The sequence below is a fragment of the Nocardia sp. NPDC058176 genome, from assembly GCF_042883805.1.
GTDB lineage: Bacteria > Actinomycetota > Actinomycetes > Mycobacteriales > Mycobacteriaceae > Nocardia.
The window spans coordinates 955,710-982,036 of sequence record NZ_JBHVVA010000002.1 but is presented as its reverse complement, the minus strand read 5'-3'; the positions used below and the strand labels follow the sequence as shown (position 1 = coordinate 982,036).

The window sequence follows — 26,327 nt, the reverse complement described above, 5'->3', positions numbered from 1 at the left end:
GTCAGTCGTTGGGCACGCCGCAACGCAGCGCGCCGAGCAGGGTGCGGAATTTGGCGGTGGTCTCGGCCAGCTCGGCGGCCGGATCCGAGGCCGCGACGATGCCGCCACCCGCGCTCGCCCGCAGGGCGCGTCGATCGGCCGAGAGTTCGGCTCCCCGGATGGCGACCACCCATTCGCCGTCGCCGTCATCGGCACACCAGCCGACCGCGCCGCCGTAGAACCCGCGTTGCGGTTCGGCGGCCGTGATCGCAGCCAGCGCGGCGGCGAACGGCGTCCCGTTGACGGCGGGCGTCGGGTGCAGCAGCAGAGCCAGGTCGAGCGCGGTGGTCGACGGGTCACGCAGCACCCCGTGGATGGGGGTGGCCAGATGCCAGACCTGCTCGGTGCTCAGGAGCTCGGGCGCGTCGGGGATGCGCAGTTCGGCGCAGACCGGGGTCAGCCGCTCGCGGATCCAGTCGATCACGTACGCGTGCTCTTCGTGATTCTTGGTGCTGGACAGCAACTCTCGCGCCTGTGCTGCGTCGGCCTCCGGATCGGTGAGCCGGGGCAGGGTGCCGGCCAGCGGATGCAGACTCACCCGGTCACCGTGCCGCGCGACCAGCACCTCCGGCGTCGCCCCGATCAGCGTCTCGCCGGACCGGCCCGCCGCCGACAGCTCGACCGCGTACACATTCGCGGTCGGATGTCTGGTCAGCAGGTACGCGGCCAGCACCTCGGGATCGAGCGGCGCGTCGGCCGCGAGCACCATGCTGCGCGCCGCCACCACCTTGCGCAGCTCGTTCGCCGGGTCACCGAGCTGTTCGACCAGCTTCGCCACCCGCGCCACATGCTCTGCCGCACTGGGTATCTCATCGACCACCCGCACGCCGGGCAGCTCCGGCAGTGCGGCAGGCCGCCACGGTCCCGCGGTGTGTTCCACGTGCTCCGGCTGCCAGAGCGCGGCGGCCTCGCGCGGATCGAAGGGCAGTGCGCCCACGATGATTCCCGGCGCGGTGCTCGTCGAGGTGGGCGCGACGGCCCGCCACGCGCGCAACGTCGCGACCGCCTCGCGTGGGTCGGCGAAACTCGCGCGCACGCCCGTCGCTCGTAGGACAGAGTCGGGGCGGGCGAGCAGGAATCGGTCCATGGCCGACCCTAACCCCGCTCAGTGCTCGGGCGGCACCAGGAAGACCGGCCGGTGTCCGTGCTTGAGCACGGCTTCGGCCACGCTGCTGTGCAGCAGGGCGCGCAGACCCGTCGCACCGCGCGTACCGGCCACGATGATGTCGACGTCGAGTTCCTCGGCGCAGTCCACGATCGTGTTCCAGATGGTGGTCGAGCATTCGGCGGTGCGCGGTTCGGCGGCGATACCGGCCAGCTTGGCCAGGTGCACGCCTTCGGCGTTGATCTTGCGGGCATCGGTGTAGGCGATGTCCTCGATCTCCTCGTCGGCTACCCATTCCGGTTGCATCACCCCGGCCAGGCCCGAGATCCGGGCGGCCTGGCGCACCATCGGTTCCCAGGCGGTGAGCAGGATCGCGCGTTCGGCGGACAGGAAGCGGCCCGCGTACTCGATGGCGCGTTTGGCGTGTTCGGAACCGTCGTAGGCGATGAGCATCCGATCGCAAGCCATGACGACCTCCTGCGCAGGTCCAGCGTCTGTTTTCTCAGATTACCCCTGGTTCGGAGGTTTCAATCCGAACCTGCTGGGGTGGATCGGGCCGAGTCCGGGCTACGGTGGAGCCCATGCGGAAATCGCCGATGGTCGTGTTCGCAGTGCTCGCCACCGTCGCCACCGCTTGCTCGGGAGGCTCGTCGAACGAGACGACCACCACGGCGAGCGTCGCGACCTCAGCGAGTGGGGAGTCGGGCGCACCGGCCACCCCCGCCCAGAGCGCGTGCGGCGAGGAGTATCTCGCCCAGCTCTCCCAGCGCGAGAAACTCGCCCAGCTGCTCACCGTCGGCATCACCGGTTCTGACGACGCGTCGAACGTGGTGAGCACCGAGCAGGTCGGCGGGATCTTCGTCGGTAGCTGGACCGATCCGAGCCTGCTCGCCAGCGGTCCGCTGGACGCGGTGAAGGCCCAGGCCAAGGTGCCGCTGATGGTGACCATCGACGAGGAGGGCGGGCGGGTCTCCCGGGCGGCCAACGCGATCGGGTCGATCCCCTCGGCGCGCGTGATCGCCCAGACCCAGACCCCCGAGCAGTTCTTCGAGAACACGGTCACCCGGTCGCAGGCGCTCAAAGACCTCGGCATCACCGTGAACTTCGCCCCCGACACCGATGTGAGCAGCCAGCCCGACAACAGCGTCATCGGCGACCGCTCCTTCAGCGACGATCCCCAGGTCGTGGTCACCTTCGCCGACGCCTACATTCGCGCGTCGAATCAGGTTGGCCTCGGCTCGGTCATCAAGCACTTCCCCGGGCACGGCTCGGCCTCGGGCGATTCGCACACCGGTGCCGTCACCACCCCGCCGCTGGACCAGATGCAGGACACCGACCTGGTGCCCTTCCGTGAGCTCGTCGGCTCCGGCGCCGCGGTGATGGTCGGCCACCTCGACGTGCCCGGCCTGACCGAGCCCGACGTGCCCGCCAGCATCAGCCCCGCCGTGATGTCGCTGCTGCGCGAGGGCACCGGCTATGGCGCCGCCCCGTTCGACGGCCCGATCTTCACCGATGATCTCGGTGGCATGGCGGCCATCACCGACCGCATGTCGATCGAGGAAGCGGTGGAGGCCGCGCTGGTCGCCGGTGCCGACAATGCCCTGTGGATCAGCACCTCCGCGGTGCCCCAGGTACTCGACCGCTTGGAACAGTCGGTGGCAAGTGGCAAACTGCCCGCCGACCAGGTCGACGCCTCTGTGCTGCGGATGGCGCGCTACAAGGGCGCACCGTTGGGCTGCTGAGCGGCGTGGCGACTGTGCGGCAAATGGGTACCGACGATCTTACCTTGGAGTAAGATAGAGGTTCACCCTGCGGTAGGAGAGTGGATGGCAGGCGGGACCAAGCGACTTCCCCGGGCGGTTCGCGAGCAGCAGATGCTCGATGCCGCGGTCGAGGTGTTCGCGCGCAAGGGCTTCCACGACACCTCGATGGATGCGATCGCCGCCGAGGCGAAGATCTCCAAACCCATGCTGTACCTGTACTACGGCTCCAAGGACGAGCTGTTCCGCGCCTGCATCCAGCGCGAGGGACTGCGCTTCATCGAGGCCGTCGCGCCCGCGGGCAATCCGCACCTTACCCCGCACGAACAGGTCCGCACCGCGCTCGAGGGCTTCCTCGATTTCGTCGACCGCAATCGGCAGTCCTGGCAGGTGCTGTACCGGCAGGCAATCGGTCAGCAAGCTTTCGCCTCCGAAATCGACAATGCCCGTGAGCGGGTCATCGAGCTCACCGCGAAACTGCTGGAATCCAGCGCCAAGAACCCCGAGCCCGGCACCAATTTCGAGGTCGTCGCGGCCGCGGTGATCGGCGCGGGCGAGGCCATCGCCGATCGGGTCGCGAGCGGCCGGATCGAGGTGGCCGAGGCGGTCGACCTGCTCGACGATCTGGCCTGGCGCGGTCTGGCCGGTCGCAAGAAGACCGAATAACGCGCCACCGGTTGCCCCCGCGGCGCCGACCTGCGATTGTGCACGGTCGGTGTTGTTTGGAATACGGGGTGACAGTGTTCGGAGTGTTGAAGCCGTGTGCGCACGGCGCGGAGAAATACGGCATCGATCCGGGGCAGTGGCAGGCGCACATGTGCGGGCTGTGCCTGGGTCTGCGTGATGGGCACGGTCAGCTGGCCCGCGCGGCGACCAACACCGACGCCATCGTGCTGAGCGTGCTCACCGAGGCCCAGTCCGGCGCGGCCGATGCGCGCACCACCGCGGGCCCGTGCCCGCTGCGGGGCATGCGGCGCGCCCCGGTGGTCGCGGCGAACGCGCCCGGCGTGCAGTTGGCCGCGACGGCCTCACTTCTGTTGGGCGCGGCCAAGATTCGCGATCACGTCGACGATGGCGACTCCGGCGCGCTCACCCGTCGCCCCATGCGCCGTGTCTCGGCCACCTGGGCCGACCGGGCCCGCACACAGGCCGCTGGCATCGGACTCGACGTAGAGCCGATGCTGGCGGCGATCGCGACCCAGTCCACCCTGGAAGCGCGGGTTGTCGGCGCTGGTGCCCAGCTCGCCCCGGAGGCGGGGACGGCGGGGAACCCAGGCGGAGAGCACCGAGGCGCGTCGCGGGTACCCGGTTGCGTCGCGGGCCGGCCGGATCGGTCGTCGGCGGGTGCTGTGGCGGCAACGCTCGACGAACTCACGGGGCCGACCCAGCTCTGCGCGGCCACGCTGTTCGGCCACACCGCCACACTCGCGGGCCGACCGGAAAACGTTGCGGCACTGCAGGAGATCGGTCGCCACGTCGGGCGGATCGCCCATCTGGCCGATGCCATCGAAGACCTCGAACGCGACCGTGCCCGCGGCCGGTTCAACCCGCTCGAAGCCACCGGCACCGACATGCCGCGCGCCTATGAGTTGTTGCGCGAGAGCGAATCCCGCATCCGCCAGGTCGCCGCCGAAGCCGAACTCGACCAGCTGCCGACCGTGCGCTGGGCACTTCTAGATCCACTGGCGAGTCTGCTGCGCACCCTCGGTCGCGGCCTCGGCATCGCGACCGTGCACGTGTGCCGCACCACCGCGGGCACTCAGCAGCGACAGCGGCCGGTCGCCCAGCGGCACACGCCCTACGAACTCCCCATCAACCCGCACAAGGACCCGAAAAAGCCCGGCCCGCTCGAGGCGGCCGGGCTGATTCTCGGCGTCTACTGCACCGGCATCGCCTGCTGTAGCGATCACACCAATCCGTGCTCTGGCAAGCGCAAGAAGGCGTGGCGCAAACGGTGCGACTGCGAATGCTGTGACTGCTGCGGCAATTGCGGCGACTGCTGCGGCAAGGACGGTTGCGGCTGCGGGTGCGACTGCTAGGAAATCCTCACTCGCACTTCACCACCGGGATGGGGTCGTACTTCACCGTCCGCGTGTGCCGGGAGATCTGGGCACCGGTCTTGTGGTCGGTGATCACCCTGGTGTCGGAGATGGTGAAGCCCGGCGCGCCCTCGGAGGCGATGCAGTCCTTGCCCTTGGGCAGGGTCAGCTCGGTGGGCTCGGTCGGCTTCGACTTCTCGCCGGTGATCGATTCCACGTCAACGGTTTTGGTGCCCCATAGCCGCACGGTGATGTCGGAACCGGTCGCGACGGCCTGGATGTAGACGCCGGTCTCGGCGGTGTTGCGGAACGCCAGGTCGATCGCGCCGTCGAAGACGGTGGCCTCGCGCGCGGCCGGGTAGCGCGAGATGTAATAGCTGTGCTCGGTGTGCCCGGCGTCTTCCATCCCGGCGAAGTAGGCGGCGTTGTAGAGCGTGGTGGCGAACTGGCTGATGCCGCCGCCGACCGCGGTGCTCGGCCTGCCCTTGTCGATGATGCCGGACTCCACATAGCCCTCCGCCGCGGTGCGCGGACCGGTGAACCCGTTGAGCGAGAAGGTGTCTCCCGGCTTGACCACCGCGCCGTCCACCTTCGCGGCGACGGTGCGGATGTTCACCCCGGAGGGCCCGCTGAAGCCACCGGTGGTGAATTCGCCGATCGACTCGGTGATTCCGAGTCCCTCGGCGGCCTCGGTGGTGAGCTTCGGTTCGATGCGCTCGTAGACCACCTCGGTGGCCCGCTCGCCCGCCAGCGTGAGCAGTGCGGGCAGCTTCTCCAGCGTCTTGGGCCAGTCGACCTTCTCGCCGACCACGGCGGGTACCACGGTGGGCGCCCCGGCGCCGACGGTGAAGGTGGCGTCCTTCGGCTCGATCTCCGAGGCCGCCAATTGCGGTGCGAGCAGGGCGATCACGGCGTCGTTGTCGATCACAGGGGCGAGGCCGCCGTTCCCGTCGGGAACGAAGCTGAGCACCTCACTGATCTGACCGGGGGTCAGGGTGACGCGAGTGTCCTTGCCCGCCAAGGTGATCGGCGCGGCGATGGCGGGGGTGGCGATATCGCGCAGGGCGGCCTGCACCGCCTCCTCGCGCACCTCGACGGGCGCGGCGACGACGGGTAGATCCAGTTCGGTGCTCTCGGCCCAGCGCTCGGTGATCGTGGTGCGCGCGGTGCCGGAGTCCAGGACCCGGCCCGGCACGGGCGCCACGGCGACCGGAACGCTGTTCTCGAAGTGCACCGTGCCCTCGACCGTCGGGTTGTCGTACCCGCGGAAGGTGTCGAGCTGCTGTTCGAGCGCCGCGTCGTCGACGGTGCTCACGGCCCGCACCTCGCGGGTGCCGAACAGGGAGACCAGTCGGCTGACCGGGTTGATCGGCTGATCGCCGACAGCGTCCCAGGTGCGGTCCCAGTCCACCGCGAGACCCGCGGCGGCGGGCACCATGGATGTCTGCACGTCACCGATGCGCACCGGCAGCGGCTGTTCGGCCTTCGGCCCGAGCTCGGAGCGAAGCAGAGCGTCGGCCTCGGCCCGGTCCATCCCGCCGACGTCCACACCGGCCACGACCACGCCGCGCGGGACCTCGCCCGCGCCGAGCGCGAGATCGGCCAGGTAGGCGGCCGCGCCGAACGCCAAAACGGCGCCGACCGCGATCCCGACCCGCTTGACCAGCTGCTGGTTGTCGGGCGGGGTGGGCGGCTGAGCCCCGGGCGGGGGCGCGGGCGCCCAGCGGTCACGGGTGACGGTGCTGATGGGCTGGGTGGGCAAAACGGTGGTGTCGGCATCGAAAGTGCGATTTGCTTCGAGCAGCTTGCGTAGTCCGACCTCGCCCTTTTGCCGGTCGGCCGGTCGTCCGGCGTTCGACTCGCTGGGCACGGAGGTCCTTCCGTAGGGGTGTATGGCGTCGTCCTTAGAAGGTGCGCCCGGCCCCGATGTTTGCGGGGCCCCGGCCAAGGGTAATGCGCCTGGGCGCAGATGGCAGCCCGGCCACCGGTGACCGACAGCAGGAAGGCTCCGCGTAGTTGCCGGGTCGGGGGTCTGGCAACTACACGGAGCCGATCTGTTTATCGCGGCCCGTAGCGGGGCGTTACAGCCCGATTCCGGGGAATTTCGCCTGCCCCGGTGACGCCGCCCTGCGTGCCTGCCGGGCCGGGCGGGAGAATCTGACGTGAGACTCGCCACCAGGGACCGGACAACGAGGGAGAACTGATGCAGCTGGGAATGATCGGCCTCGGCCGGATGGGCGCCAACATCGTGCGCCGGATCGTGCGGGACGGGAACACCGCGGTCGGTCACGAACGTCATCAGGGCCACATCACCGAGCTGACGAACGAGCTGGGTGACAGTTTCCAGGGCAGCACGGACCTGAAGGAATTCGTGGGCATGCTCGATACGCCCCGGGTGGTGTGGGTGATGATCCCCGCCGGGGCGACGGGTGCCGCGATCGATCAGCTGGCCGACCTGCTCGAGCCGGGCGACATCATCATCGACGGCGGTAACAGCCGCTACCACGAGGACATCGAGCGCTCGAAGGCGTTGGCGCCCAAGGGTATCCACTACCTCGACATCGGCACCTCCGGCGGCGTGTTCGGCCTCGAGCGCGGTTTCTGTCTGATGATCGGCGGCGAGGCCGAGCAGGTGCGCTACCTGGAGCCGCTGTTCGAGTCGATCGCGCCCGGTGTCGAGGCCGCACCGCGTACCCCCGGACGCACGGGGGAGCCGACGCCCGCCGAGCGGGGCTGGCTGCACTGTGGTCCGGCCGGCGCCGGTCACTTCGTGAAAATGGTGCACAACGGCATCGAGTACGGCGCGATGGCCGCCTACGCCGAGGGCCTGAACATCCTCGACCACGCCAATGTGGGCGCCGCGCGGGCCGACGGTGAGCACTCCGCCGAGGAGACCCCGCTCGAGCACCCGGAGTATTACCAATACGACCTGGACATTCCGGAGATCACCGAGGTGTGGCGGCGCGGGTCGGTGGTGGCGTCCTGGCTGCTCGATCTCACCGCGTCGGCCCTCTACGCCGACCCGAACCTGGACTCCTACAGCGGCCGGGTCTCCGATTCCGGCGAGGGCCGCTGGACGATCGACGCCGCCATCGACACCGCGGTCCCGGTTCCGGTCCTGGCCGCCGCCCTGTTCCAGCGCTTCTCCTCGCGCGGTGAGGCGCTCTACGCCGACAAGATGCTCTCGGCCATGCGCAAGGCCTTCGGCGGCCACAACGAGCTGCCGCAGAAGTAACTCGTCCAGTGGGCTTGACACCCGCAAACACAAGGTTAAACAGGTATGTTCCACAAAAATGAGAACGTGTTCTTATTTTTCAGGACAACCGTCCAGTCCGGCCGATACCTTGTGGTCAGAGGGGGGGAAAGCCCACCTGATGAGGATTCGTCCCGGCCGTCTTCGCCGGGACTTTGGAGGAAAACCATGTTCCGGACTTCGCGTATCGCCGCGGGAATCGCGGCCACCACCCTGGTCGTGGCGGGTGTCGGCGTCAGCCTCGGTTCCGGCATCGCCGCGGCCGCTCCCGACTGCGCGGTCAGCAGCCACGCCACCAAGCGGGATGCCAGCACGGTCGGCGTCACCCACGTCTACGACAAGGTCGCCAGCGCCGAGACGATCGGCGTCGGCACCAGCGTCACCTACAAGGTGATCGTCGGGACCACCGGGATCGGCAACCCGTACGTCAACACCATCACCGACTTCCCGCCCGTCGGCTTCGGCGCCCCGACCAAGACCACCATCACCGCCTACCACGCGATCGGCGGCCAGCGCACCGAGGATGTGACCGCGACCCCGAACGCGGGCGGCTGGAAGGTCACCAGCACCGGCTGGTTCGTCAACTCCGGCAACCCGGTCACCCTGACCATCACCTACCCCGTGCCGAGCAGCGTCAAGGCCGGTCAGCAGATCACCAGCGGCGGCGTGGGCGTGGCGGGCACCGTGGGTGTCGGCACCGAACTGCCCGGCCTCACCGCCTGCTTCACCGCTCGCGGTGCCAATGCCGGTGAGACCGTGATCGGCAGCCTCGGCGACAACGGTCTCGGTTCCTCGGACGGTCAGCTGAGCTCCACCGGCTCGGCCACCGACATCCTCTCCGACGTGCTGCGCAATCTGATCGGAAGCTGATCGCGTAGCACCTGGTCGCCGGGGCGGTTCGCGCTGTCGCCCCGGCGTGCCGGGTTCGTGGAAGTCGTTGTGTCCGGCCGGGTTCCGGCTGTCGTTCTGGGTGAGGGTTCATGGTGATGTCCAAGCGGTCGATCGCGGCCGTCGTCGCGGCGCTGGCGCTGTCGTTGTGCTCGTTCGGTACCGCCGGCGCGGACTCCGCGCGCCTCGATCACATCGACCGTCCCGGTCAGCGGCACCAGACGCTGCACGTGTACTCCGCGGCGATGGACCGGGTGATCCCGCTGCAGGTCATCACCCCCTACGACACCAGCGCGCCACGCCCCACGCTGTATCTGCTCAACGGCGCGGGCGGCGGCGAGGACATCGCCAACTGGTACAACCAGACCGATGTCGTGCAGTTCTTCGCCGACAAGAACGTCAACGTGATCACCCCCGCCGCGGGCGCCTTCTCCTACTACACCGACTGGCAGCGCGACGACCCGAAGCTCGGCCGCAACAAGTGGCAGACCTTCCTCACCGAAGAACTCCCCCCGATCGTCGACGCGACGCTGAACACCACCGGTGTGAATGCCATTGCGGGACTGTCGATGTCGGCCACCGCTGTGCTCAATCTCGCCATCGCCGCCCCCGACCGCTACCGCGCCGTCGGCGCCTACAGCGGCTGCGCCTCGGTCGAGGATCCCCTCAGCCGCGCCTACATCGAACTGGTCCTCGCCCGCGCGGGCGCCGACCCCGCCAACATGTGGGGCGCCCCCGGCGACCCGGCCTGGCGGGCCAATGACGCCTACCTCAACGCGGAACGCCTGCGCGGCAAGGCCATCTACCTCTCCAGCGCGACCGGTCTCCCCGGCCCCGCCGAAGCCCTCCCACCCGGCGCGAACGTGGGCGCGGCGATCAAGATGACCGACCAGATCCTTCTCGGCGGCGCCATCGAGGCGGCCACCAACCTCTGCACCCAGCGCCTGGCCGCCCGCCTCGCGGACCTGAACATCCCCGCGCACACCGAATTCCGCCCCGCGGGCACCCACACGTGGAAGTACTGGGAACAGGACCTGCACAACTCCTGGCCGCTGATCGCCGCCGCCATCGGCGCCTGAGCGCGGGTGGTCCGGAGACCACCCGCGCGGCGTCGCGTCAGTTCGCGGCGGCCATGTTGGTCGCGGTGCGATGGGCCAGCGCCATCACCGAGATCATCGGATTCACGCCGGAACAGGTGGGCATGGCGCTGCTGTCGGTGATCCAGACACCCGCGATGTCGTGCAGCTCGCCGAGGGTGTTCGCCACCGAGGTCTGCGGATCGGAACCCATTCTCGCGCTGGACATCTGGTGCGCACTGAACACCGGCGTGCCACCGGGCCCGATCGGGATCTGATCGACCTGCGCGAGGAAGGCATCAAGGTCATCGCCGCGCTGCCAGGGTGCGAACGGCTGACCGGCCAGGAAGATCTGCTTGGCACCGGCGGCTTCCTGCATCCGGATCGCGGTGACCGCGGCCTCCCGGAAGTTCTGCCGGTCCAGCTCGTCGGCGAACGGATACCAGTGCACCGCTTCACCATCGGCGTCGATGGTGACGCTGCCCGCGCCGCGGTCCTTGACGATGAACACCCAGTCGGCGCGGTACCGGTAGCGCTGCGTCAGCTCCTTGTGCTCGGCACCCGACAGCCAGGGCACGACCGTGGTGAACAGTCCGGGCAGATGCTGCACGCATTCGATGATGTAGCCGTAACCGTCCCGGGTCTCGGCGAATTCGTGCACGATCCCGGCCATCGCGGGCCCGAACCACGGATCCTGTGGCTCGTCGTAGATGCCGGTGACCAGGGTCGCCGGATGCAGGCGAAGGCCGGTGCCCACCGCCGGACCGCCGATGCCGGATCGCAGCAGCAGGGCAGGTGTCTCCAGAGCGCCTGCGGCAGCGGCGATCTGGGGTGCGTTGACGACGATGCGGGAGGTCTGCCCGGTCTCGGGATCGGTGTGGATCGCCTCGACACCGATGGCCTTGCCGTCCCTGGTCAGGATCCGCCGCGCCTTCGTGTTCGGCAGCAGTCGCGCGCCCGCGTCGGCCGCGTCCTGCAGGAAGGTGCGCATGGTGCCCTGCTTGGCGCCGGTCTGGTCACCCATGCCGCTGTAGCCCGCGAGCTCGGGATCGTAGCGCTCCGGATCGATGTTGAGATTCGCCACCTTGTAGGAATAGCCCAGTGCCGCAGCACCTTCCGAGAGACGACGGTGCGGTTCGTTCTGGGTGGCGACCGTCTCGTTGCACTTCATCCGCGTGAACACCGCGTCGAGGTGCTCGTCGAACTCGGGCCCGTCCACGCCGGTGAGCCCGAACTCCTGCGCCCACACCTTGCGCACCGCGTCCGGGGTGCGCAGCGAGTTGGACCAGTTGACCGTGCTGCCACCACCGACGGTGGCGCCCGCGGCGAGGCTGACCATCCCGTCGGCGGTCGGGAAGAACCCGCCGCGCAGGAACAGATCCTGATAGGCGCCGAGTTCGGTCTGGCCGAAGTCGGATTCGTTGCGGTAGGCGCCTGCTTCGAGCACGATCACCCGCTTGCCCGCCGCCGCGAGCACCGCTGCCGCCACGCCGCCACCGCTGCCGGAGCCGATCACCACCACATCGGCGTCCAGTGTGGTGTCCCCGGTCGGGGCGATGACCGGCAGTGTCTTGGGCGTCGGCGGCGGTGTCTGCGCCGGACCGGGATAACCCATCCCGGTCCACAGCGGGTTGTGCCCCGCCTCGTCGGTGAGGCCGTAGGAGAACAGCACCGACAGCTGGTAGAGCGCGGCGATCGCACCCTGCGTCTCCGGGGTGATGCGCGCGAGATTGCCGATGATCACCTCGCGTACGGCTTGCGGCTGATTCTTCAGGCCGACGAGCGCGGCGGTGTCGATCAGCTGCAGCAGCCCCGCGAACTGCTCATCGGGAAGGTGGGCGAGCAGGTACTGCTCGGCGGCCAGGTCGGCACCGACATCGCTGCCCTTGACGGCGAAGAAGCCGGTCGGATCGTCCTCGCGGGGCACGGAAGCGACGAACGTGTCGACGATGGCGGTGAGTGTCTTGCGCTGCTTGGTGGTGAATTCCATGACGGTCGTGTCCTTCGAAAGTGGTTGTGGTTCAGGGCAGCTGCATCGATTTGGTCTCCAGGAACTCCTCGAGACCCCACTTGCCGAACTCCCGCCCGTTGCCCGATTGGCCGTAGCCGCCGAAGGGGGCGTAGATGTTGAAGGCGCCGTCGTTGATCTGTACCTGACCCGCGCGGATCCGCCGCGCGAGCGCGATCGCCCGTGCTTCGTCGGCGGAGAACACCGCGGCGTTGAGGCCGTAGATCGAATCGTTGGCCAGCGCGACGGCCTCGTCCTCGTCGTCGTAGGGCTGGATCACCAGGACCGGTCCGAAGATCTCCTCGCGCACGATCGCCATGTCCGGGGTGACGTCGGAGAAGACGGTCGGGCGCACGTAGAACCCGCGGTCGAGCCCCTCGGGCCGGGTCGGGCCGCCGGCGACCAGCCGCGCGCCCTCGGCGATGCCGATGTCGATGTAGTCGACCACCCGATCGCGCTGCGCGGCCGACACGAGCGGGCCGAGCACGGTGCTCGGCGCGAAGGGATCGCCGACGACGATGGCCTCGGCACCCGCCTTGGCGATGGCCTCGACCTCGGCGAGCCGGGTGCGCGGCACGATCATCCTGGTCAGCGCGATGCAGGTCTGGCCGGAGTTGAGATAGCAGCCGTTGAGTCCGGCGCTCACGGCCTCGACGAGATCGGCGTCGTCGAGCACGATCAGCGGCGACTTGCCGCCCAGTTCCAGCGCCACCCGCTTGATGGTCTGCGCCGCGACCGCGCCGATGCGGCGTCCGGCCACCGTCGACCCGGTCAGCGACACCATGTCGACCTCCGGATGCGCGACCAGGGTCTCACCGACCCCCGTCCCCGTGCCGGACACGAGGTTGAAGACGCCGGGCGGCAGTCCGATCGACTCGAAGACCTCGGCCAGCACGTACGCGTTGAGCGGCGCGACCTCGCTCGGCTTGAGCACGACGGTGCAGCCTGCGGCGAGCGCGGGCGCCACCTTCGCGGCGATCTGGTGCAGCGGGTAGTTCCACGGCGTGATCGCGACGACCACACCGATCGGCTCGCGGACCACCAGCGAGTTGTAAACCTGCTCCTCGAACGGAAAGCTCAGCGCGACATCGGCGATCGAGACGAACGACTGCACCGGCAACCCCGCCTGCACCACATTGCTGTAGGCGAACGGCATCCCGACCTCTCGACTGATCAGCGTCGCGATCTCGGTCTGGCGCAGCTGCAGCGCTTCGGCCGCGCGCTTCAGATAGCCCGCTCGCTCGGCGGGCAGGGTCGCCGCCCAGGACGGGAAGGCCTTGCGCGCCGCCGCGACCGCGGCGTTCGCGTCGTCGGCATCACCGGCCGGGACGGTCGCCAGCACCTCTTCGCTGGCCGCGTCGACCACGTCGATGCGGTCGGTCCCGTGCGAGGGCTGCCAGCGTCCGTCGATGTAATGAGAATCGTGCGCGATCATGGGATCTCCTGTCGTCGATGGGGAAGTGTTTTGTCGGCGTGAACAGGGTCACTTCGAGCATCGTGGGTGACGGGCGTCATAGTCTTGTCTCGGTCGACAACAATGTCTCGCCACGCTGTCCGGCGGGACAACGCGGCTGAAGGAGCTGGGATGAGCACCGAGGCGAAGGTGACGCAGTGGCTGGAGCAGTTCGTCCGCGAGGCCGAGAGCCGGGACACGCTCGACCGGCTGGTCGGGCTCACCGATGCGCGGATCCTGGAGGCGGTGCCGCAGATAGCCACGGACGCATCGCTGGTCCGCGAGCTGCACGCCAGCACGCGCGCCCACTGGCGTGGGTTCCTGGCGATGGTCGCCCGTGACGTCTTCGAGGTGCAGGTGGGTCCCGAGGCGTTCGACCTCGCCCGCACCCTGGCCCGGCGCGGGTTCGACCTGCCGGTGCTGCTGTCGATCTATCGCGTGGGGCAGCGTGCGGTCTGGACCTACATCACCGACCTGCTCACCACCGAGGTCGCCGACGCCGACGTCCGATCGGCCGCGTTGCTGCAGTTCTGGAGCAGGCTGTCGCAGTGGCTCGACACCGCCATCGAGTCGATGATCCTGGCCTTCACCGCCGAACGTGAACAGTGGCAACGCGGGTCACAGGCCCGGCGGGTCGAGATCGTGCACGACATCCTGGCGGGGCGCCCCCTCGACATCGATGCCGCCGGCCGCGCGCTGTCCTATCCGCTGCACCACCTGCACACCGCGTACGTGCTGTGGGTCGACGACGACGCGCCCGACACCGATGTGCAGCGCCTGCTCGAGACCGCCGCGACCACGATCGCCACCGCCATCGCCGCCCCGCGCCCGCTGTCAGTCGGCACCGGCGCGCGAACGCTCTGGTGCTGGGTGGCCACTTCGCGCCCGACCGGTGGGGTGATCGACGCGCTCGACCCGCACGTCCACGTCGCGATCGGTACCTGCGCGCCCGGCCTGCCGGGCTTTCGGCAGAGCCACCGCGAAGCGCGCGCGGCGCAGACCGTCGCGACCCGGCGCGCGCACGGCACTGCCGTGACCCGCTACGAGGACGTGGAACTGGCTTGCCTCGCAGCGGGATTGGCTGGCGAGGAGGGCATGGAGACCTTCGTCCGCCGCGAACTCGGCCCCCTCGCCGCAGCCGACACCGCCGCCGCGCGTTTACGCGACACCGTCCGCCGATACCTGATCCACGCGGCCAACGCCGAGGTGACGGCCGAGCTCCTCGGCGTCCACCCCAACACCATTCGATACCGCGTCCGCCAGGCCGAGGCCATGCTCGGTCACCCGATCGAGGAACGTCGCGTCCACGTCGAACTCGCCCTGGCCGTCATCGACACCTTCGGCCCCTGACGCCCGGATCGCCGATTTTCTATCCGCTTCCGACGCAGCGGAATTCGAGCTTCGATCCCGGAAGGTCGTCGGTAACGATCGCGTGGAGCCGCCCGATCAGATAGTTAGCTTCGCTCAGTTTCTTCGAAAGGCTTGCCATGCAACGTCGAATGACCCGGATCCTGGTTGCCACCGCGGCCGTCGCAGTCCTCGGCGCGGGCGCGTCCCCCGCCCTCGCGTCCCCCGCCCCCGCCCCGGCCGTGGCGATCGCCGAATCCGGTTCCGCCGGCACCGGTTCCGCCGTCCTCGACTTCCCCCTCGGCTTCCTCAAACTCATCCTCTGCGGCACCTGGGCCTCCCCCGAACCCCACTACATCCCCTTCTGCCGCTGACGCCATGAACGCAACGGCGGGTGGCTTCCGAATGGGTACGATGCGAAACTGACTGCGCATGGCGCTGATGGCGGCATTGATGTGTACTCGGCCAGGGCCTTGGCGCAGGTGAAGTGGCGAGGTGCCACAGTCTCGCGAGACGAGGTTCAGAACGAACCCCACGGCGAGCTTGTCACTCGGAATACTGCTGCTGCCCAACTGGTTTCGGTATCCCGCGCGACAACACAGATGCGCGAGGTTCGGAGGGCTGACTTCGCCGAGGAGATCGGGCTACCCGCCAAAGCCGCGATCTCGGCGCAGCGTTTGGCTTTTGGTGCCGCTGCCGCAGTGGATTTCGACAGCCTCCCCTTCGCCGGTTCGCCAAAGAACCGAACGCTGCGCGAACTTCGGTTGCGGCGAGCCCAGCTGGCGGATTCGTTCGAATCACGATGAGAACGGCAACGGCGGGTGGTCTCCGAATCGGAGACCACCCGCCGTCGTGTGGTCTCCGAATCGGAGACCACCCGCCGTCGTGTGGACTAGCGCTCGATGATCGCGACGACGCCCTGGCCGCCCGCGGCGCAGATGGAGATCAGGGCGCGCCCGGATCCCTTCTCCGCCAGCAGCTTCGCGGTGGAGGCGACGACGCGGCCGCCGGTGGCGGCGAACGGGTGGCCCGCGGCCAGCGAGGAGCCGTTGACGTTGAGCTTGCTGCGGTCGATCGAGCCGAGCGCGCCGTCGAGGCCCAGCCGCTCCTTGCAGTAGGCGTCGGACTCCCACGCGGCCAGGGTGGCCAGCACCACGGAGGCGAAGGCCTCGTGGATCTCGTAGTAGTCGAAGTCCTGCAGGGTCAGGCCGTTGCGGGCCAGCAGGCGCGGCACCGCGTAGGTGGGCGCCATCAGCAGGCCGTCGGGGCCGTGGATGTAGTCCACCGAGGCGACCTCGGAGTCGACCAGGTGCGCCAGCACGGGCAGGTTGCGCTCGGCGGCCCACTCGTCGCTCGACAGCAGCACCGCGGAGGCACCGTCGGTGAGCGGGGTGGAGTTGCCCGCGGTCATGGTGGCGTCGCCCAGCTTGGTGCCGAACACCGGCTTGAGGGTGGCCAGCTTCTCCACGGTCGAGCCGGGACGCAGGTTGTCGTCGCGGGTCAGGCCGAGGAACGGGGTGATCAGGTCGTCGAAGAAGCCACGGTCGTAGGCGGCGGCCATGTTCTTGTGCGAGAGGTAGGCCAGCTCGTCCTGCGCCTCGCGGGCGATGCCGAACTCCTTGGCGGTGATGGCGGCGTGCTCGCCCATCGACAGCCCGGTGCGCGGCTCGGCGTTGCGCGGGATCTCGATGCCGAGCATCCCCGGACGCAGCTGGCCGACCAGCTTGAGGCGGTCCTTGTTGGTCTTGGCGCGGTTGGCGGTGAGCATCCACTCGCGCATGTCCTCGCTGACGCCGATCGGCGCGTCGGAGGTGGTGTCGGCACCGCCGCCGATGCCCGACTCGATGCGACCGAGCGCGATCGCGTCACCCACGGTGACCACCGACTGCAGGCCGGTGCCACAGGCGAGCTGCAGGTCGTGGGCGGGGGTGTAGGGCGAGAGCTTCGAGCCGAGCACGCTCTCGCGGATCAGGCTGTGCTCGCCGACCTTCTTGAGCACCGCGCCGCCGACGACCATGCCCAGGCGCTCGCCCTGCAGGCCGAAGCGGCTGACCAGCCCGTCCAGGGTGGCGGTGAACATGTCCTGGTTGGAGGCCTTCGCGTAGGCCTTGTCGGAACGAGCGAACGGGATGCGGTTACCACCAACGATCGCGACCGGGCGCGCAGTCTTCGCGGTCTTGGCGGGGGTCTTGGCCTTGGCCGTCGCCGAGCGGGCTTTGCTTGTCACTCGAGTTCTCCATGGTCTCGTCGGTTCCGGGTACGTCAGGCGTATCGGTTTACATTAAACTTACTCTGGAGTAAGTTCGTTGTCGACACCGTACCCGCAAATGTGCGCCAACACGGGGGACACTGGGCGAGCACGGTCATACAACACGTCGAGCACAGAGAAGGTAGGAAAAGTGGCAGCCAAGAGCAAGGGTGCACCCAACCTCTACGGATCCTTCATCCACTCCGCCCCCGGCGCGTTCCTCGCGAGCAAGCTGGGCCTGCCCCAGCCGGCAGAGCTGCGTCGTTACAAGGCGGGCGAGCCCGCGCTTCCCGGTCCGGTCCTGCTCGGCGGCAAGGGCCGCCTCGCCGAACCGGTCCGCGCGCTGCTCGCCGATTACACCGTCGCCGATTCGCTCGACTCGGGCACCAAGTACGGCGCCCTCGTCTTCGACGCCACCGGCATCGACTCCATCGACAAGCTCGCGCAGCTGTTCGAATTCTTCCAGCCCGCCATTCGCAACCTCGCGCCTTCGGGGCGTGTCGTCGTCATCGGCACCACTCCGGAGCTGGTCGGCTCGGTCGACGAGCAGATCGCCCAGCGCGCGCTCGAGGGCTTCACCCGTTCGGTCGCCAAGGAGCTGCTGCGCGGCGCCACCGGCCAGCTGGTCTACGTGCATCCCGAGGCGGGCGCCGCCGCGACCGGCCTCGAGTCCACCCTGCGCTTCCTGCTCTCGGGCAAGTCGGCCTTCGTCGACGGCCAGGTCATCCGGGTCGGCAAGGACGATTCCGTCGCCCCCGCCAGCTGGGACAAGCCCCTCGCGGGCAAGGTCGCCGTGGTCACCGGTGCCGCGCGCGGTATCGGCGCCACCATCGCCGAGGTCTTCGCCCGTGACGGCGCCACCGTCATCGTCGCCGACATCCCCGCCGCCGGCGAGGCCCTGTCCGAGACCGCCAACAAGGTCGGCGCCACCGCCCTGGCCCTCGACGTCACCGCTCCCGACGCCGCCGAGCGTCTGGCCGAGTTCGCCGTCGAGCGCTTCGGCGGCATCGACATCGTCGTGCACAACGCGGGCATCACCCGCGACAAGCTGCTCGCCAACATGGACGAGGGCCGCTGGAACTCGGTCATCAACGTCAATCTCGCTGCCCCGCACCGCATCACCTCCGGCCTGGTGGCCAAGGGTGTGCTCAAGGAGGGTGGCCGCGTGATCGACGTGTCCTCCATCGCGGGCATCGCGGGCAACCGCGGCCAGACCAACTACGGCGCCTCCAAGGCCGGTGTCATCGGCATGGTCGACGCCGAGGCCCCGCTGCTGGCCGAGAAGGGCATCACCATCAACGCGGTGGCCCCCGGCTTCATCGAGACCGCCATGACCGCCGCCATCCCGGTCGGCACCCGCGAGGCCGGTCGCCTGATGAGCTCGCTGCTGCAGGGCGGCCAGACCGTCGACGTGGCCGAGACCATCGCCTACTTCGCCAGCCCGGCGTCGAACGCGGTGAGCGGCAACGTGGTTCGCGTCTGCGGTCAGAGCCTGATCGGCGCCTGATGACCCAGACGATCACCCTCTCCGAGGTTCCGAAGAACGGCGGGCTCTACGCGAAGGCGGCGCTGGGCGCCGTCCCGCTGCCGGGCCCGCTCTCGGGCCGCAAGCCCGCGCTGCCCGATCGCCGCGTGGTGCTCGACGGTTTCCAGGTCGACCCCGATCACCTGGCCGCCTACTGCCACGCGACCGGTCTGCGGTTCAGCGACACCCTGCCGCTGACCTACCCGTTCATCCTGTCGTTCCCGCTGATGATGGAACTGCTCGTGGCGCGGGACTTCCCGTTCACCGCGGTCGGTTCGGTGCACCTCGAGAACGTCATCGAGCGCACCCGGGAGATCTCGGTCGCCGAGCCGCTCGACTTCACCGCCCACATCGAGAACCTCCGGGAACACCCGAAGGGCCTGCTGATCGACGCGGTGACCGAGATCCGGGTCGGCCGCGAACTGGTCTGGCGCCAGGTCTCGACCATGCTGCACCAGCAGCGCACCTCGCTCTCGGGCGGACCGAAGTCCACGCCTCCCGAGGACCAGGTCCCGCCGCCCCCGCTGCGCGTGCAGCGCGTCGATCAGAAGATCATCAACCGCTACGCCGCGGCCTCCGGTGATCGCAACCCGATCCACGTCTCCGGCCTGGGCGCCAAGGCCATGGGCTTCCCCAAGACCATCGCCCACGGCATGTGGTCGGCGGCCGACATCCTCAGCACCATCGAGGGCCGCATCCCCGAAAAGGCCACCTACGCGGTCAAATTCGGCAAGCCCATCTTCCTGCCCTCGTCGATCAACATCTACGCCGAGCAGGCCGAATCGGGCTGGAACCTCTCCATCCTCCACCCCAAAAAGGGCTACCCCCACCTCACCGCCACCCTGCGCTGAGCCGACACCCGAAGGGCCGTACATCCACCGGATGTACGGCCCTTCGCCGTCACTCCCCATGGTCGAGCACGTCGGCTTCGAATCCGTGGGCCAGCAGATCCGTCAGCAATGCGGGAGAGAGTCGCGCCCGCAACTCCGGGTCCTCGTGCAGACAGATCAGCGCTTCGACGAGGAGATCGGTCGGCACACCCCAGAACACCTCGGCCGGAATCAGCCACGGCCCGTTACGCTCTCGACGACTCGACTTGAACTGCGCGGCCCCTCGCTTGTCCGGACGATGCCGCCGCATGCCCGCCCTGGCGCACATGATGGCGACGGCGTCATTGTGCTGCATTTCGGCGCGGTTGACCCCGAGGACGTTGTCCCAGTCGAATTCCCAATCCAGGCAGGGCATCTGCACCCTGAGCGAGTTCGGCGAAACGATCATCCGTATGGAACGCCGACTCATGGCCAAGATCACGGCCATGAACAGGACGCAGAGACAGAGGACGATCCCGTTGAACGTCACTTCGGTCAGGCCGCCCTGGAACCAACCGAAGATCGCGCTGATGCCCGCGATCGGCGTGAATATCGTCAGGGTGACCAGTGGCCGGAGTGGGCGGTAGCGCAGGATCACCGTGCTCGGATCGTCCGTGTGGTGGACCACGGGCGAACGCTCGCCCTTCTCGGCGTAGTAGTCGGCCAGGCCGACTACTCCGAGGGGGAGCAGGAACAGGCTCAGAGTCGCGATCGTCGGCTCATCGATCGCGAGACCGAGCACCACGAAGAGAATTCCGAGGGCAACGGCGGCGAACGAAGCTCCCGTGAGCATGTCGCCGCGCGCGCCGCGGCTGAGGAATCCGGTTTGCCGGAGTGGTGCGCGCATCGGAGAGGGACCTCGGGTCTCGGGGGGCGGCCCTGCGGCTCGATCCGGCGGGCGGTGCTCAGTTCATCCTAGTCAGGAGCCCAAAGGTGGAGTACAGCAATGTATTTCGGAATCTCGGCGTCCACGGTGGATGCGGTGATCGCCTGCCGACGATGGCTCGTTACGTGAATTAGCTGTGATATTACTCAATTTCGCCAGGGTAAATAGCGAACTATTTGCTGAATCTGGACTTATCGGATCTCTTGGTCTACCGACCGGTGTTTTCTTCCGCGAGCTAAGGAATTGCTCGACGCCATGTGGGCTGTGGATGGAATGTTGCCAGATCGCCAATGCCGCCGACTGTCAGAATTCGGCTACCGCAGGGCATTTGAATCTTCATCTTCCCGAATTTCGCGGACTCCACATCCTCTAAAAACAGTGTTAGAACTTCCGTACCCAGCTGTCGGGCTGGGCAAACGGGAGGATATCGAGGCCCCGGGGCCGCCGCGGAATCCGCGGCGAGACGTGGTGTGGAGGAAGCGTTGAAGTACAGAACAGCAGTGGCATCGGTCGGGGCGGCGTGCTCGCTGCTCGGGTTCGCCGGTGTGGCCGCCGCCGACACCGGCAGTGGTGAGACGGGCAGCGGTGTCATCGACACCGGCAGTGGGATTCTCGGTGATCTGCTCGACACCGGGAGCGGCATTCTCAGTGGCAGCGCCGGCGGCTCCGCCGAGGGCGTGCAGCAGTGCAACCGGGTCACCAAGTCCGGCGGGGCGGGCGTGACGAACACCGTGCATCAGCTCGGTGCCACGGGGCCCACCAGTTTCGTCCTCTCCTATGAAACCCTGAACATTCCGGACCGAATTCAGGTGTTCTATCAGGGCGCCCAGGTGCTCGACACCGGCTATGTCGGCGACAACATCAATGAGGGCACCGGCTCTGCGGTCGTTTCACTGCCCGCGGGCAGCGCGTCAACGGTGACCGTCCGGGTCAGCGGCTTGGACGAGACCAAATGGGAGTACACGGTCAACTGCCCGGCATAGCGGCAGTCGGCGACCTGGCAACGGTCGGGTCAATCATGGGGAAATCGGCAGCGTGCGCACTCCGCCCGAGGTCGAATCGAGTTGGTGCCCAATCGTTTCCCGACATGGAGGTGTTACGTCCTGATGACGTGAGATCAATCATGGCATGGATCGGCTGATAGCTGGGTATTCACCGATGTTGCGCTCCGCCAGGTGAGGGCGCCCTGACCTGGCATTCCCGGCCTTCTGTCGACCGTTGCGCACGCCCGATCGATTGTCCAGCGGGTATGACGCGGTGGTCACCACCCATGGTGACCTCGGAGCGTCGCTCGATGAAGGATCGCACTGCAATCCTCGATCCGGAGCGATCACGAAGCGCGGCGTCAGCAAATTCGTGGCACAGCCACCGCGAATGCCCCGAAAAATTCGGGCTGGGGCGGCATCCGCCGTCCGTGTTAGAAAAGTTTCCGTCCGGCGAGATAGTCGGCAGTCATGCTTTATATCAAGGGGATTCATTTCATGAAGAAGCTTCGTACGCTCGGCCTCGGTATCGTTCTCGCGGCCGGAATGGTCCTGCTCGGCACCGGCGTCTCCGCCGCCGAGGAGCCCTCCACCGGTTCGGCCGAGGGCCTGGCCGCCGTGCTGGAGTCGCTGAGCTCCGGCTCGGCCGGTGACGACGCCACCGATGGCGACGACGTCTCCGAGAAGGAGGAGACCGAGGCCTCCACCGGTTCCGCCGAGGGCCTGGCCGCCCTGCTCGAGGCCCTGATCTCCGGCTCGGCCGGCGGCGACGACGCCACCGATGGCGACACCGTCGCCGACGAGACCGAGACCGGTTCCGCCGAGGGCATCGCCGCCCTGCTGAAGGCCCTGACCACCGGCTCGTCCGACGGCGACGACGCCGCCGACCCGGACGCCACCTCCTGACATCTCAGTGAATCGAATGCCCCGCTCCCAGCGGGGCATTCGTCGTTTTCGTACCCACTCACCATCAGGACACAGATTTGTTCGAGTCACGCGCCCTTCTCGCCGCCGTCATCACGGCGACCGGCCTGTCCATGTTCGGTGCCGACGCGGCAGCCGAGCCGGTCGCCCCCGCGTCGACCGGCTCGGCTCAAACGAGCACCCCCACCGCGGAAACGATCAGCGCCGCCTTCCCCCGTTTGGTCCCCGCCTCCCGCGAAGGCGAGATCGGTTATCGCGAGGCGACCTGCTGGGAGACCGACCGCGGCTACCTCCCCGACCCGAACCGCGGCGACCCCGACTTCGGCAACTGGGTCTGGCAATGGCGTTGCTTCGCGGGCGGTGACAGCCAGGACCCCTTCTACCGCGTCTACGCCTATCAGTCCCCCGCCGACACCCACTCGGTGCTCACCGCTCTCCCACCCAACACGGTGTCGATCGACACCAACCACGGTCGTCCGTACACGAACCACAAGTACACCGACAATGGCCACAAGATCATCACGTCCTTCTTCGACGACCCACAGCGCTCCGGCTTCCTCTTCTTCACCGACGGATACGGCACCCCCGACGAGGTCCTGAACTGGTGGAAGTCGGCCCCGCTGAACTGACAGCTCCGAGGGCGGTGCCACCTTCCGCTCGGCGCGCGACTATCCGGTCCCACTCCGACTTCGTCCACTGCACCTACGGCCCGATCCCCAACGGCCACGCACACGTCTCAGCGAATCGAATGCCTCGCTCCCAGCGGGGCATTCGTCGTTTTCGAGGTACTCCGCTATGTCTCCACCCGCAACGCCGGGTGATACAGCCGCATGTCATGGATGACATCGTTGATCGTGTGCGGAAGAACTTGCGACGCTGTGACACTCGCTCGGCTCCACCCGGCCACCGGCGACAGTGCGGTGAGCAGCCGTGCTCGCCTGTCCATGCGTGAAATCACGGAAACTGGATCCGCCAGGACTATTTCCAGGTTCGTGTTGAGGCGTCGACTCGCGAGAACCTTCGGTCCGACATCGATCGTGCGCACTCGTACCCGATCGATTTCCGTCCAGTGAATTCGGCCGATCAGCCGGATCACGACACCGTGGCTGTCGATGACCAGTTCCGGCGTGGCGGCGCGCATGCGTGTCGCGCCGAATACGGCAACCGCGATGCCGATGCTCGAGATCGCAACGGGCACCGGTGCGATTCCGCTCTCGGCGGTCACCGCGGTGACCGCGGCGAGCGTCGCGGTCAACACCCCCAGGGTGAAGGCAAGTACTCCGACTGGGTTCGTAGCAGCTGGATACGCCAGCGGAATCGTCGGATCATGTTCTTGCACAAGGGAAGTCTATGCAGATGATCCGAGAGTTCCTCGTTGATCAGAGCTCGGTGGCGGTGGAAACGACCACCGCGTAGAGATCCCGGAGGGTGGCGAGGGCGCTGCGGTGGAGTTGCTCCGCCGGGACGTCGGCGAGGGGCCGGGTGGCACAGGCGTCGGCGACGACGGTGGGTTTGTTGCCCCGGAGGAAGGCTCCTTCGGCGGTGAAGGTGACGCACATGTGGGTCATGAAGCCCGCGATCACGACCGTCTCGTTGCCCGCCGCGTCGACGAGTTCGCCCAGTTCGGTGCCGACGAAGGCGTTGGGCGCGGTCTTGACGACCACCCGCTCATCCGGGGTGGGCGAAAGATCGGGGTGGATTCGGCCGATGTCGGCGGTGATGTCGTAGGGGGTTCCCGCCCCACCGTCATTGATGACGTGAATGACCGTGGCACCGGAGTCCCTTGCGGCGCCAAGCAATTCGACGGCCGCGTCGAGAGCCGCCCGCCATCCGGTCAGTTCCATCACGCCACGGGTGTAGGTGTTCTGGTAGTCGACCAGGATCAGGGTGGACTCGGCCAGGGTGGCCGGGCTGTCGTCGAGACCATTGAGCTCGCGCAGAGTCGTCGAAGTCATCGGGGGACCTTCCTATCGGGAACGATTCCACGCTAAAGACGGCCCGAGATGTCGGCAATGTCATGTAGCCTGCAGATTCAGACATGCGAGGAGGGGTCGGGTGGAGCGGCTGATCGTCATGGTCCTCTTCGACCGCGTCGACCTGCTCGACGTCACCGGCCCGCCCGAGGTCTTCTCCCTCCTGCAACGCGAACTCGACGAACCCACCGGCTACGAGGTGATGCTCGCCGCCGAGACCATGGACCCGGTCACCACTTCGGCGGGCGTCCGCGTACTTCCCGACACCACCTTCCTCGAGGTCTCCTCCCGCCGGATCGACACCGTGGTGGTCCCCGGCGCGGTCGAGGTGGACGATCAGCGCCGCGTCCGAGCGCTCGTCGACCCGTCCGTCGTCTACGCCGTGGCCGTCCTGGCCAAGGACGCCCGCCGCATCGCCTCGGTCTGCGTCGGCGCCCACATCCTCGCTGCCGCAGGACTTCTCGATGGCAAGCGCGCCACCACGCACTGGTCGACCGCGCGCCAGCTCGCCGCCGAACATCCGGCCGTCGACGTCGACGCCGACCCCATCTACATCCGCGACGGCGACATCTGGACCGGTGCCGGCCTCACCGCCTGCCTCGATCTCACCCTCGCCCTGGTGGCCGACGACTTCGGCGACGAACTCGCCCTGCGCGTGGCCCGCCAACTCGTGATGTACCTCAAAAGGCCAAGTGGCCAAAGCCAATTCAGCGTCTCACTCGAACCGGTCTCCACCACCCGCCGCATCGACGACCTCCGCCACTACATCACCCGCAACATCGCGACCCCGCTCACCGTCTCGGTCCTGGCCGAACAAGCCAACGTCAGCGACCGCCAACTCACCCGCATCTTCCGCACCGAACTCGGCATGACCCCCGCCGCCTACATCGAATCCGCCCGCGTCGAAATAGCCCGCCACCGCCTCGAAACCACCGACGAAACCCTCCAACGCATCGCCACCACCTGCGGCTTCAACACCATCGACACCCTCACCCGAGCCTTCCGCCGCACCCTCGACACCACCCCCACCGAATACCGCAACCGCTTCCGCCTGGGCTGACGGGGATATGGGCGCGTCGGCGCCGAGACGACGAATGCCCCGCGCGAAGGCGGGGCATTCGATGATCAGCTGTGTCTGGCAGCCCGGAGACCGTTGACGTACGCCGCCACGATCCGAAGGTCACCCTCGGAGTGCCCGGACAGGTCGACGATGCCCTCCTGGGGCTGTGGTCTCGGTTGCTCGACCGGCGCCGGATCCAGGCCCGCCTGTGTGAGCAGCGGCGACGCGTCGAGACCGACCGCCTCGGCCATCGCCTGCAGGGTCTCGGCGGTCGTGCTGGCCGGGACCTTCTGGCCCCGTTTGTACTGCGTGCCGTTCTCGACCTGTGTCCACAGGCTGGTGCTGATTCGAGCTGCTTTCGCGGCGCGGTCCATCGACATCTCGCGCTCCTTGCGAGCAAGCCGCAGGGTGGCGCTGACCTTGTCGGGTTTCGTCAGCTGATCGTTCTCTACTCCACTTGAGATGGGACCGATCGAGTGTGAAGTGTCCGGTAGCTTGTGCCCATGATCTTGGATCCTGCTCTGCCACAAAGTATTCCGACGGAATGGAAAGTGTCGATGGCAGTGGCGACTGTTATGACGCAGGCGTGCTGCCTTTGGCTCGTATGGGCTGACGTAACGGCGTTCGATGATATCCAGGTAGTGATACCGGTCGGGGTAGCACTGGTCGTCCCGGTGCTGGTGTGGTTGGTACTCGCCCTTCTCGGTCACATGCGTTACCCGAGGTGGTGGCGATTGGGGCTTCTGGTCCCCGCTTTCCTCGCGGTGACGGTGGTCTCGACCTGGCTCCACGTACCTGGCCGGCTCGGATGGATGGTGTCTCGGGATGCTATGGATCGCGCAGCCGCGACGTGTGAAGACCTTGACCGCGGCAGGTCGGGAACTTCATACG

The 26,327-nt window shown here is 68.0% G+C and carries 25 protein-coding genes; 15 read left to right on the top strand and 10 right to left on the bottom strand.

From position 1 onward, the window contains the following. Window position 1: 1 nt before the first annotated feature. Complete coding sequence (locus ACFVVM_RS17110; RefSeq protein ID WP_387618674.1) at window positions 2-1,126, bottom strand: isochorismate synthase MenF; 1,125 nt, start codon at window positions 1,124-1,126, stop codon at window positions 2-4. Between the two features lie 18 nt (window positions 1,127-1,144). Next, window positions 1,145-1,612 (bottom strand): universal stress protein, encoded by a 468-nt coding sequence (locus ACFVVM_RS17105; protein ID WP_387618672.1) that lies wholly within the window; start codon window positions 1,610-1,612, stop codon window positions 1,145-1,147. A gap of 113 nt (window positions 1,613-1,725) precedes the next feature. Here ACFVVM_RS17105 and ACFVVM_RS17100 point away from each other — a divergent pair, with 113 nt between their 5' ends. The 3 genes from ACFVVM_RS17100 to ACFVVM_RS17090 all read left to right on the top strand — a co-directional run bounded on the left by ACFVVM_RS17100 (window position 1,726) and on the right by ACFVVM_RS17090 (window position 4,943). Next, entirely contained in the window at window positions 1,726-2,886 is a 1,161-nt protein-coding gene (locus tag ACFVVM_RS17100; protein ID WP_387618669.1) for a glycoside hydrolase family 3 N-terminal domain-containing protein, read from the top strand. 84 nt (window positions 2,887-2,970) lie between these two features. Continuing rightward, window positions 2,971-3,570 (top strand): TetR/AcrR family transcriptional regulator, encoded by a 600-nt coding sequence (locus ACFVVM_RS17095; protein ID WP_387618666.1) that lies wholly within the window; start codon window positions 2,971-2,973, stop codon window positions 3,568-3,570. Between the two features lie 83 nt (window positions 3,571-3,653). Further along, entirely contained in the window at window positions 3,654-4,943 is a 1,290-nt protein-coding gene (locus ACFVVM_RS17090; RefSeq protein WP_387618663.1) for a DUF5685 family protein, read from the top strand. A 7-nt stretch (window positions 4,944-4,950) separates the two neighbouring features. Here the strand turns inward: ACFVVM_RS17090 and ACFVVM_RS17085 are convergent, their stop codons facing one another. Next, complete coding sequence (locus ACFVVM_RS17085) at window positions 4,951-6,813, bottom strand: VanW family protein (RefSeq protein WP_387618661.1); 1,863 nt, start codon at window positions 6,811-6,813, stop codon at window positions 4,951-4,953. Window positions 6,814-7,146: 333 nt separating this feature from the next. Between ACFVVM_RS17085 and gnd the strand changes: the two genes are divergently transcribed. From gnd to ACFVVM_RS17070, 3 genes are all read left to right on the top strand, one after another. Further along, window positions 7,147-8,178 (top strand): phosphogluconate dehydrogenase (NAD(+)-dependent, decarboxylating), encoded by a 1,032-nt coding sequence (gnd, locus tag ACFVVM_RS17080; RefSeq protein WP_387618658.1) that lies wholly within the window; start codon window positions 7,147-7,149, stop codon window positions 8,176-8,178. Between the two features lie 186 nt (window positions 8,179-8,364). Further along, a complete protein-coding gene (locus ACFVVM_RS17075; protein ID WP_387618655.1) occupies window positions 8,365-9,066 on the top strand; it encodes a hypothetical protein in 702 nt (233 codons plus the stop codon). A 116-nt stretch (window positions 9,067-9,182) separates the two neighbouring features. Then, on the top strand, window positions 9,183-10,163 hold the full coding sequence (locus ACFVVM_RS17070; RefSeq protein WP_387618652.1) for an alpha/beta hydrolase: 981 nt from the start codon (window positions 9,183-9,185) through the stop codon (window positions 10,161-10,163). Window positions 10,164-10,200: 37 nt separating this feature from the next. On the opposite strand, the gene ACFVVM_RS17065 is transcribed toward ACFVVM_RS17070, so the two are convergent. Both ACFVVM_RS17065 and ACFVVM_RS17060 read right to left on the bottom strand, forming a co-directional pair. Beyond that, entirely contained in the window at window positions 10,201-12,150 is a 1,950-nt protein-coding gene (locus ACFVVM_RS17065; protein WP_387618649.1) for a GMC family oxidoreductase N-terminal domain-containing protein, read from the bottom strand. 31 nt (window positions 12,151-12,181) lie between these two features. Continuing rightward, window positions 12,182-13,603, bottom strand: a complete 1,422-nt coding sequence (locus ACFVVM_RS17060; protein WP_387618646.1) for an aldehyde dehydrogenase family protein — start codon at window positions 13,601-13,603, stop codon at window positions 12,182-12,184. A gap of 150 nt (window positions 13,604-13,753) precedes the next feature. On the opposite strand from ACFVVM_RS17060, the gene ACFVVM_RS17055 reads away from it, so the two are divergent. The 3 genes from ACFVVM_RS17055 to ACFVVM_RS17045 all read left to right on the top strand — a co-directional run bounded on the left by ACFVVM_RS17055 (window position 13,754) and on the right by ACFVVM_RS17045 (window position 15,774). Then, entirely contained in the window at window positions 13,754-14,971 is a 1,218-nt protein-coding gene (locus tag ACFVVM_RS17055; protein WP_387618643.1) for a PucR family transcriptional regulator, read from the top strand. A gap of 137 nt (window positions 14,972-15,108) precedes the next feature. After that, the gene (locus ACFVVM_RS17050) at window positions 15,109-15,342 is read left to right on the top strand and encodes a hypothetical protein (RefSeq protein WP_387618640.1); all 234 of its coding nucleotides are present in this window, start codon (window positions 15,109-15,111) and stop codon (window positions 15,340-15,342) included. A 228-nt stretch (window positions 15,343-15,570) separates the two neighbouring features. Further along, entirely contained in the window at window positions 15,571-15,774 is a 204-nt protein-coding gene (locus tag ACFVVM_RS17045; RefSeq protein ID WP_387618638.1) for a hypothetical protein, read from the top strand. An 86-nt stretch (window positions 15,775-15,860) separates the two neighbouring features. Here the strand turns inward: ACFVVM_RS17045 and ACFVVM_RS17040 are convergent, their stop codons facing one another. Next, a complete protein-coding gene (locus tag ACFVVM_RS17040; protein ID WP_387618635.1) occupies window positions 15,861-17,195 on the bottom strand; it encodes an acetyl-CoA C-acetyltransferase in 1,335 nt (444 codons plus the stop codon). A gap of 172 nt (window positions 17,196-17,367) precedes the next feature. On the opposite strand from ACFVVM_RS17040, the gene ACFVVM_RS17035 reads away from it, so the two are divergent. Continuing rightward, the gene (locus tag ACFVVM_RS17035; RefSeq protein ID WP_387618632.1) at window positions 17,368-18,723 is read left to right on the top strand and encodes a 3-oxoacyl-ACP reductase; all 1,356 of its coding nucleotides are present in this window, start codon (window positions 17,368-17,370) and stop codon (window positions 18,721-18,723) included. Continuing rightward, window positions 18,723-19,592, top strand: a complete 870-nt coding sequence (locus tag ACFVVM_RS17030) for a MaoC/PaaZ C-terminal domain-containing protein (RefSeq protein WP_387618630.1) — start codon at window positions 18,723-18,725, stop codon at window positions 19,590-19,592. The genes ACFVVM_RS17035 and ACFVVM_RS17030 overlap by 1 nt, the downstream gene beginning before the upstream one ends. 49 nt (window positions 19,593-19,641) lie before the next feature. On the opposite strand, the gene ACFVVM_RS17025 is transcribed toward ACFVVM_RS17030, so the two are convergent. Next, entirely contained in the window at window positions 19,642-20,457 is an 816-nt protein-coding gene (locus ACFVVM_RS17025) for a hypothetical protein (protein WP_387618628.1), read from the bottom strand. A 539-nt stretch (window positions 20,458-20,996) separates the two neighbouring features. Between ACFVVM_RS17025 and ACFVVM_RS17020 the strand changes: the two genes are divergently transcribed. From ACFVVM_RS17020 to ACFVVM_RS17010, 3 genes are all read left to right on the top strand, one after another. Continuing rightward, a complete protein-coding gene (locus ACFVVM_RS17020) occupies window positions 20,997-21,479 on the top strand; it encodes a hypothetical protein (protein ID WP_387618625.1) in 483 nt (160 codons plus the stop codon). Between the two features lie 498 nt (window positions 21,480-21,977). Then, complete coding sequence (locus ACFVVM_RS17015) at window positions 21,978-22,385, top strand: hypothetical protein (protein WP_387618623.1); 408 nt, start codon at window positions 21,978-21,980, stop codon at window positions 22,383-22,385. 77 nt (window positions 22,386-22,462) lie between these two features. Further along, the gene (locus ACFVVM_RS17010) at window positions 22,463-23,032 is read left to right on the top strand and encodes a hypothetical protein (protein WP_387618620.1); all 570 of its coding nucleotides are present in this window, start codon (window positions 22,463-22,465) and stop codon (window positions 23,030-23,032) included. Between the two features lie 164 nt (window positions 23,033-23,196). On the opposite strand, the gene ACFVVM_RS17005 is transcribed toward ACFVVM_RS17010, so the two are convergent. Further along, window positions 23,197-23,658, bottom strand: coding sequence for a hypothetical protein (locus ACFVVM_RS17005; protein ID WP_387618618.1), 462 nt, complete (start codon window positions 23,656-23,658; stop codon window positions 23,197-23,199). Window positions 23,659-23,782: 124 nt separating this feature from the next. After that, window positions 23,783-24,358, bottom strand: a complete 576-nt coding sequence (locus tag ACFVVM_RS17000; protein ID WP_387618616.1) for a cysteine hydrolase family protein — start codon at window positions 24,356-24,358, stop codon at window positions 23,783-23,785. A 100-nt stretch (window positions 24,359-24,458) separates the two neighbouring features. Between ACFVVM_RS17000 and ACFVVM_RS16995 the strand changes: the two genes are divergently transcribed. Continuing rightward, complete coding sequence (locus ACFVVM_RS16995) at window positions 24,459-25,436, top strand: GlxA family transcriptional regulator (RefSeq protein WP_387618614.1); 978 nt, start codon at window positions 24,459-24,461, stop codon at window positions 25,434-25,436. A gap of 65 nt (window positions 25,437-25,501) precedes the next feature. Here ACFVVM_RS16995 and ACFVVM_RS16990 read toward each other — a convergent pair whose 3' ends face one another. After that, window positions 25,502-26,146, bottom strand: coding sequence for a helix-turn-helix domain-containing protein (locus ACFVVM_RS16990; protein WP_387618612.1), 645 nt, complete (start codon window positions 26,144-26,146; stop codon window positions 25,502-25,504). Window positions 26,147-26,327: the final 181 nt, after the last annotated feature.

What these genes read in the sequence shown, in the direction of transcription:
- ACFVVM_RS17065 (WP_387618649.1), bottom strand. Translation starts at nt 12,150, where the DNA reads ATGGAATTCACCACCAAGCAGCGCAAGACACTCACCGCCATCGTCGAC.
- ACFVVM_RS17055 (WP_387618643.1), top strand. Translation starts at nt 13,754, where the DNA reads ATGAGCACCGAGGCGAAGGTGACGCAGTGGCTGGAGCAGTTCGTCCGC.
- ACFVVM_RS17060 (WP_387618646.1), bottom strand. Translation starts at nt 13,603, where the DNA reads ATGATCGCGCACGATTCTCATTACATCGACGGACGCTGGCAGCCCTCG.
- ACFVVM_RS17110 (WP_387618674.1), bottom strand. Translation starts at nt 1,126, where the DNA reads ATGGACCGATTCCTGCTCGCCCGCCCCGACTCTGTCCTACGAGCGACG.
- ACFVVM_RS17025 (WP_387618628.1), bottom strand. Translation starts at nt 20,457, where the DNA reads ATGCGCGCACCACTCCGGCAAACCGGATTCCTCAGCCGCGGCGCGCGC.
- ACFVVM_RS17000 (WP_387618616.1), bottom strand. Translation starts at nt 24,358, where the DNA reads ATGACTTCGACGACTCTGCGCGAGCTCAATGGTCTCGACGACAGCCCG.
- ACFVVM_RS17070 (WP_387618652.1), top strand. Translation starts at nt 9,183, where the DNA reads ATGTCCAAGCGGTCGATCGCGGCCGTCGTCGCGGCGCTGGCGCTGTCG.
- ACFVVM_RS17015 (WP_387618623.1), top strand. Translation starts at nt 21,978, where the DNA reads ATGAAGAAGCTTCGTACGCTCGGCCTCGGTATCGTTCTCGCGGCCGGA.
- gnd (WP_387618658.1), top strand. Translation starts at nt 7,147, where the DNA reads ATGCAGCTGGGAATGATCGGCCTCGGCCGGATGGGCGCCAACATCGTG.
- ACFVVM_RS17030 (WP_387618630.1), top strand. Translation starts at nt 18,723, where the DNA reads ATGACCCAGACGATCACCCTCTCCGAGGTTCCGAAGAACGGCGGGCTC.
- ACFVVM_RS17095 (WP_387618666.1), top strand. Translation starts at nt 2,971, where the DNA reads ATGGCAGGCGGGACCAAGCGACTTCCCCGGGCGGTTCGCGAGCAGCAG.
- ACFVVM_RS17105 (WP_387618672.1), bottom strand. Translation starts at nt 1,612, where the DNA reads ATGGCTTGCGATCGGATGCTCATCGCCTACGACGGTTCCGAACACGCC.
- ACFVVM_RS17045 (WP_387618638.1), top strand. Translation starts at nt 15,571, where the DNA reads ATGCGCGAGGTTCGGAGGGCTGACTTCGCCGAGGAGATCGGGCTACCC.
- ACFVVM_RS17100 (WP_387618669.1), top strand. Translation starts at nt 1,726, where the DNA reads ATGCGGAAATCGCCGATGGTCGTGTTCGCAGTGCTCGCCACCGTCGCC.
- ACFVVM_RS17075 (WP_387618655.1), top strand. Translation starts at nt 8,365, where the DNA reads ATGTTCCGGACTTCGCGTATCGCCGCGGGAATCGCGGCCACCACCCTG.
- ACFVVM_RS17050 (WP_387618640.1), top strand. Translation starts at nt 15,109, where the DNA reads ATGCAACGTCGAATGACCCGGATCCTGGTTGCCACCGCGGCCGTCGCA.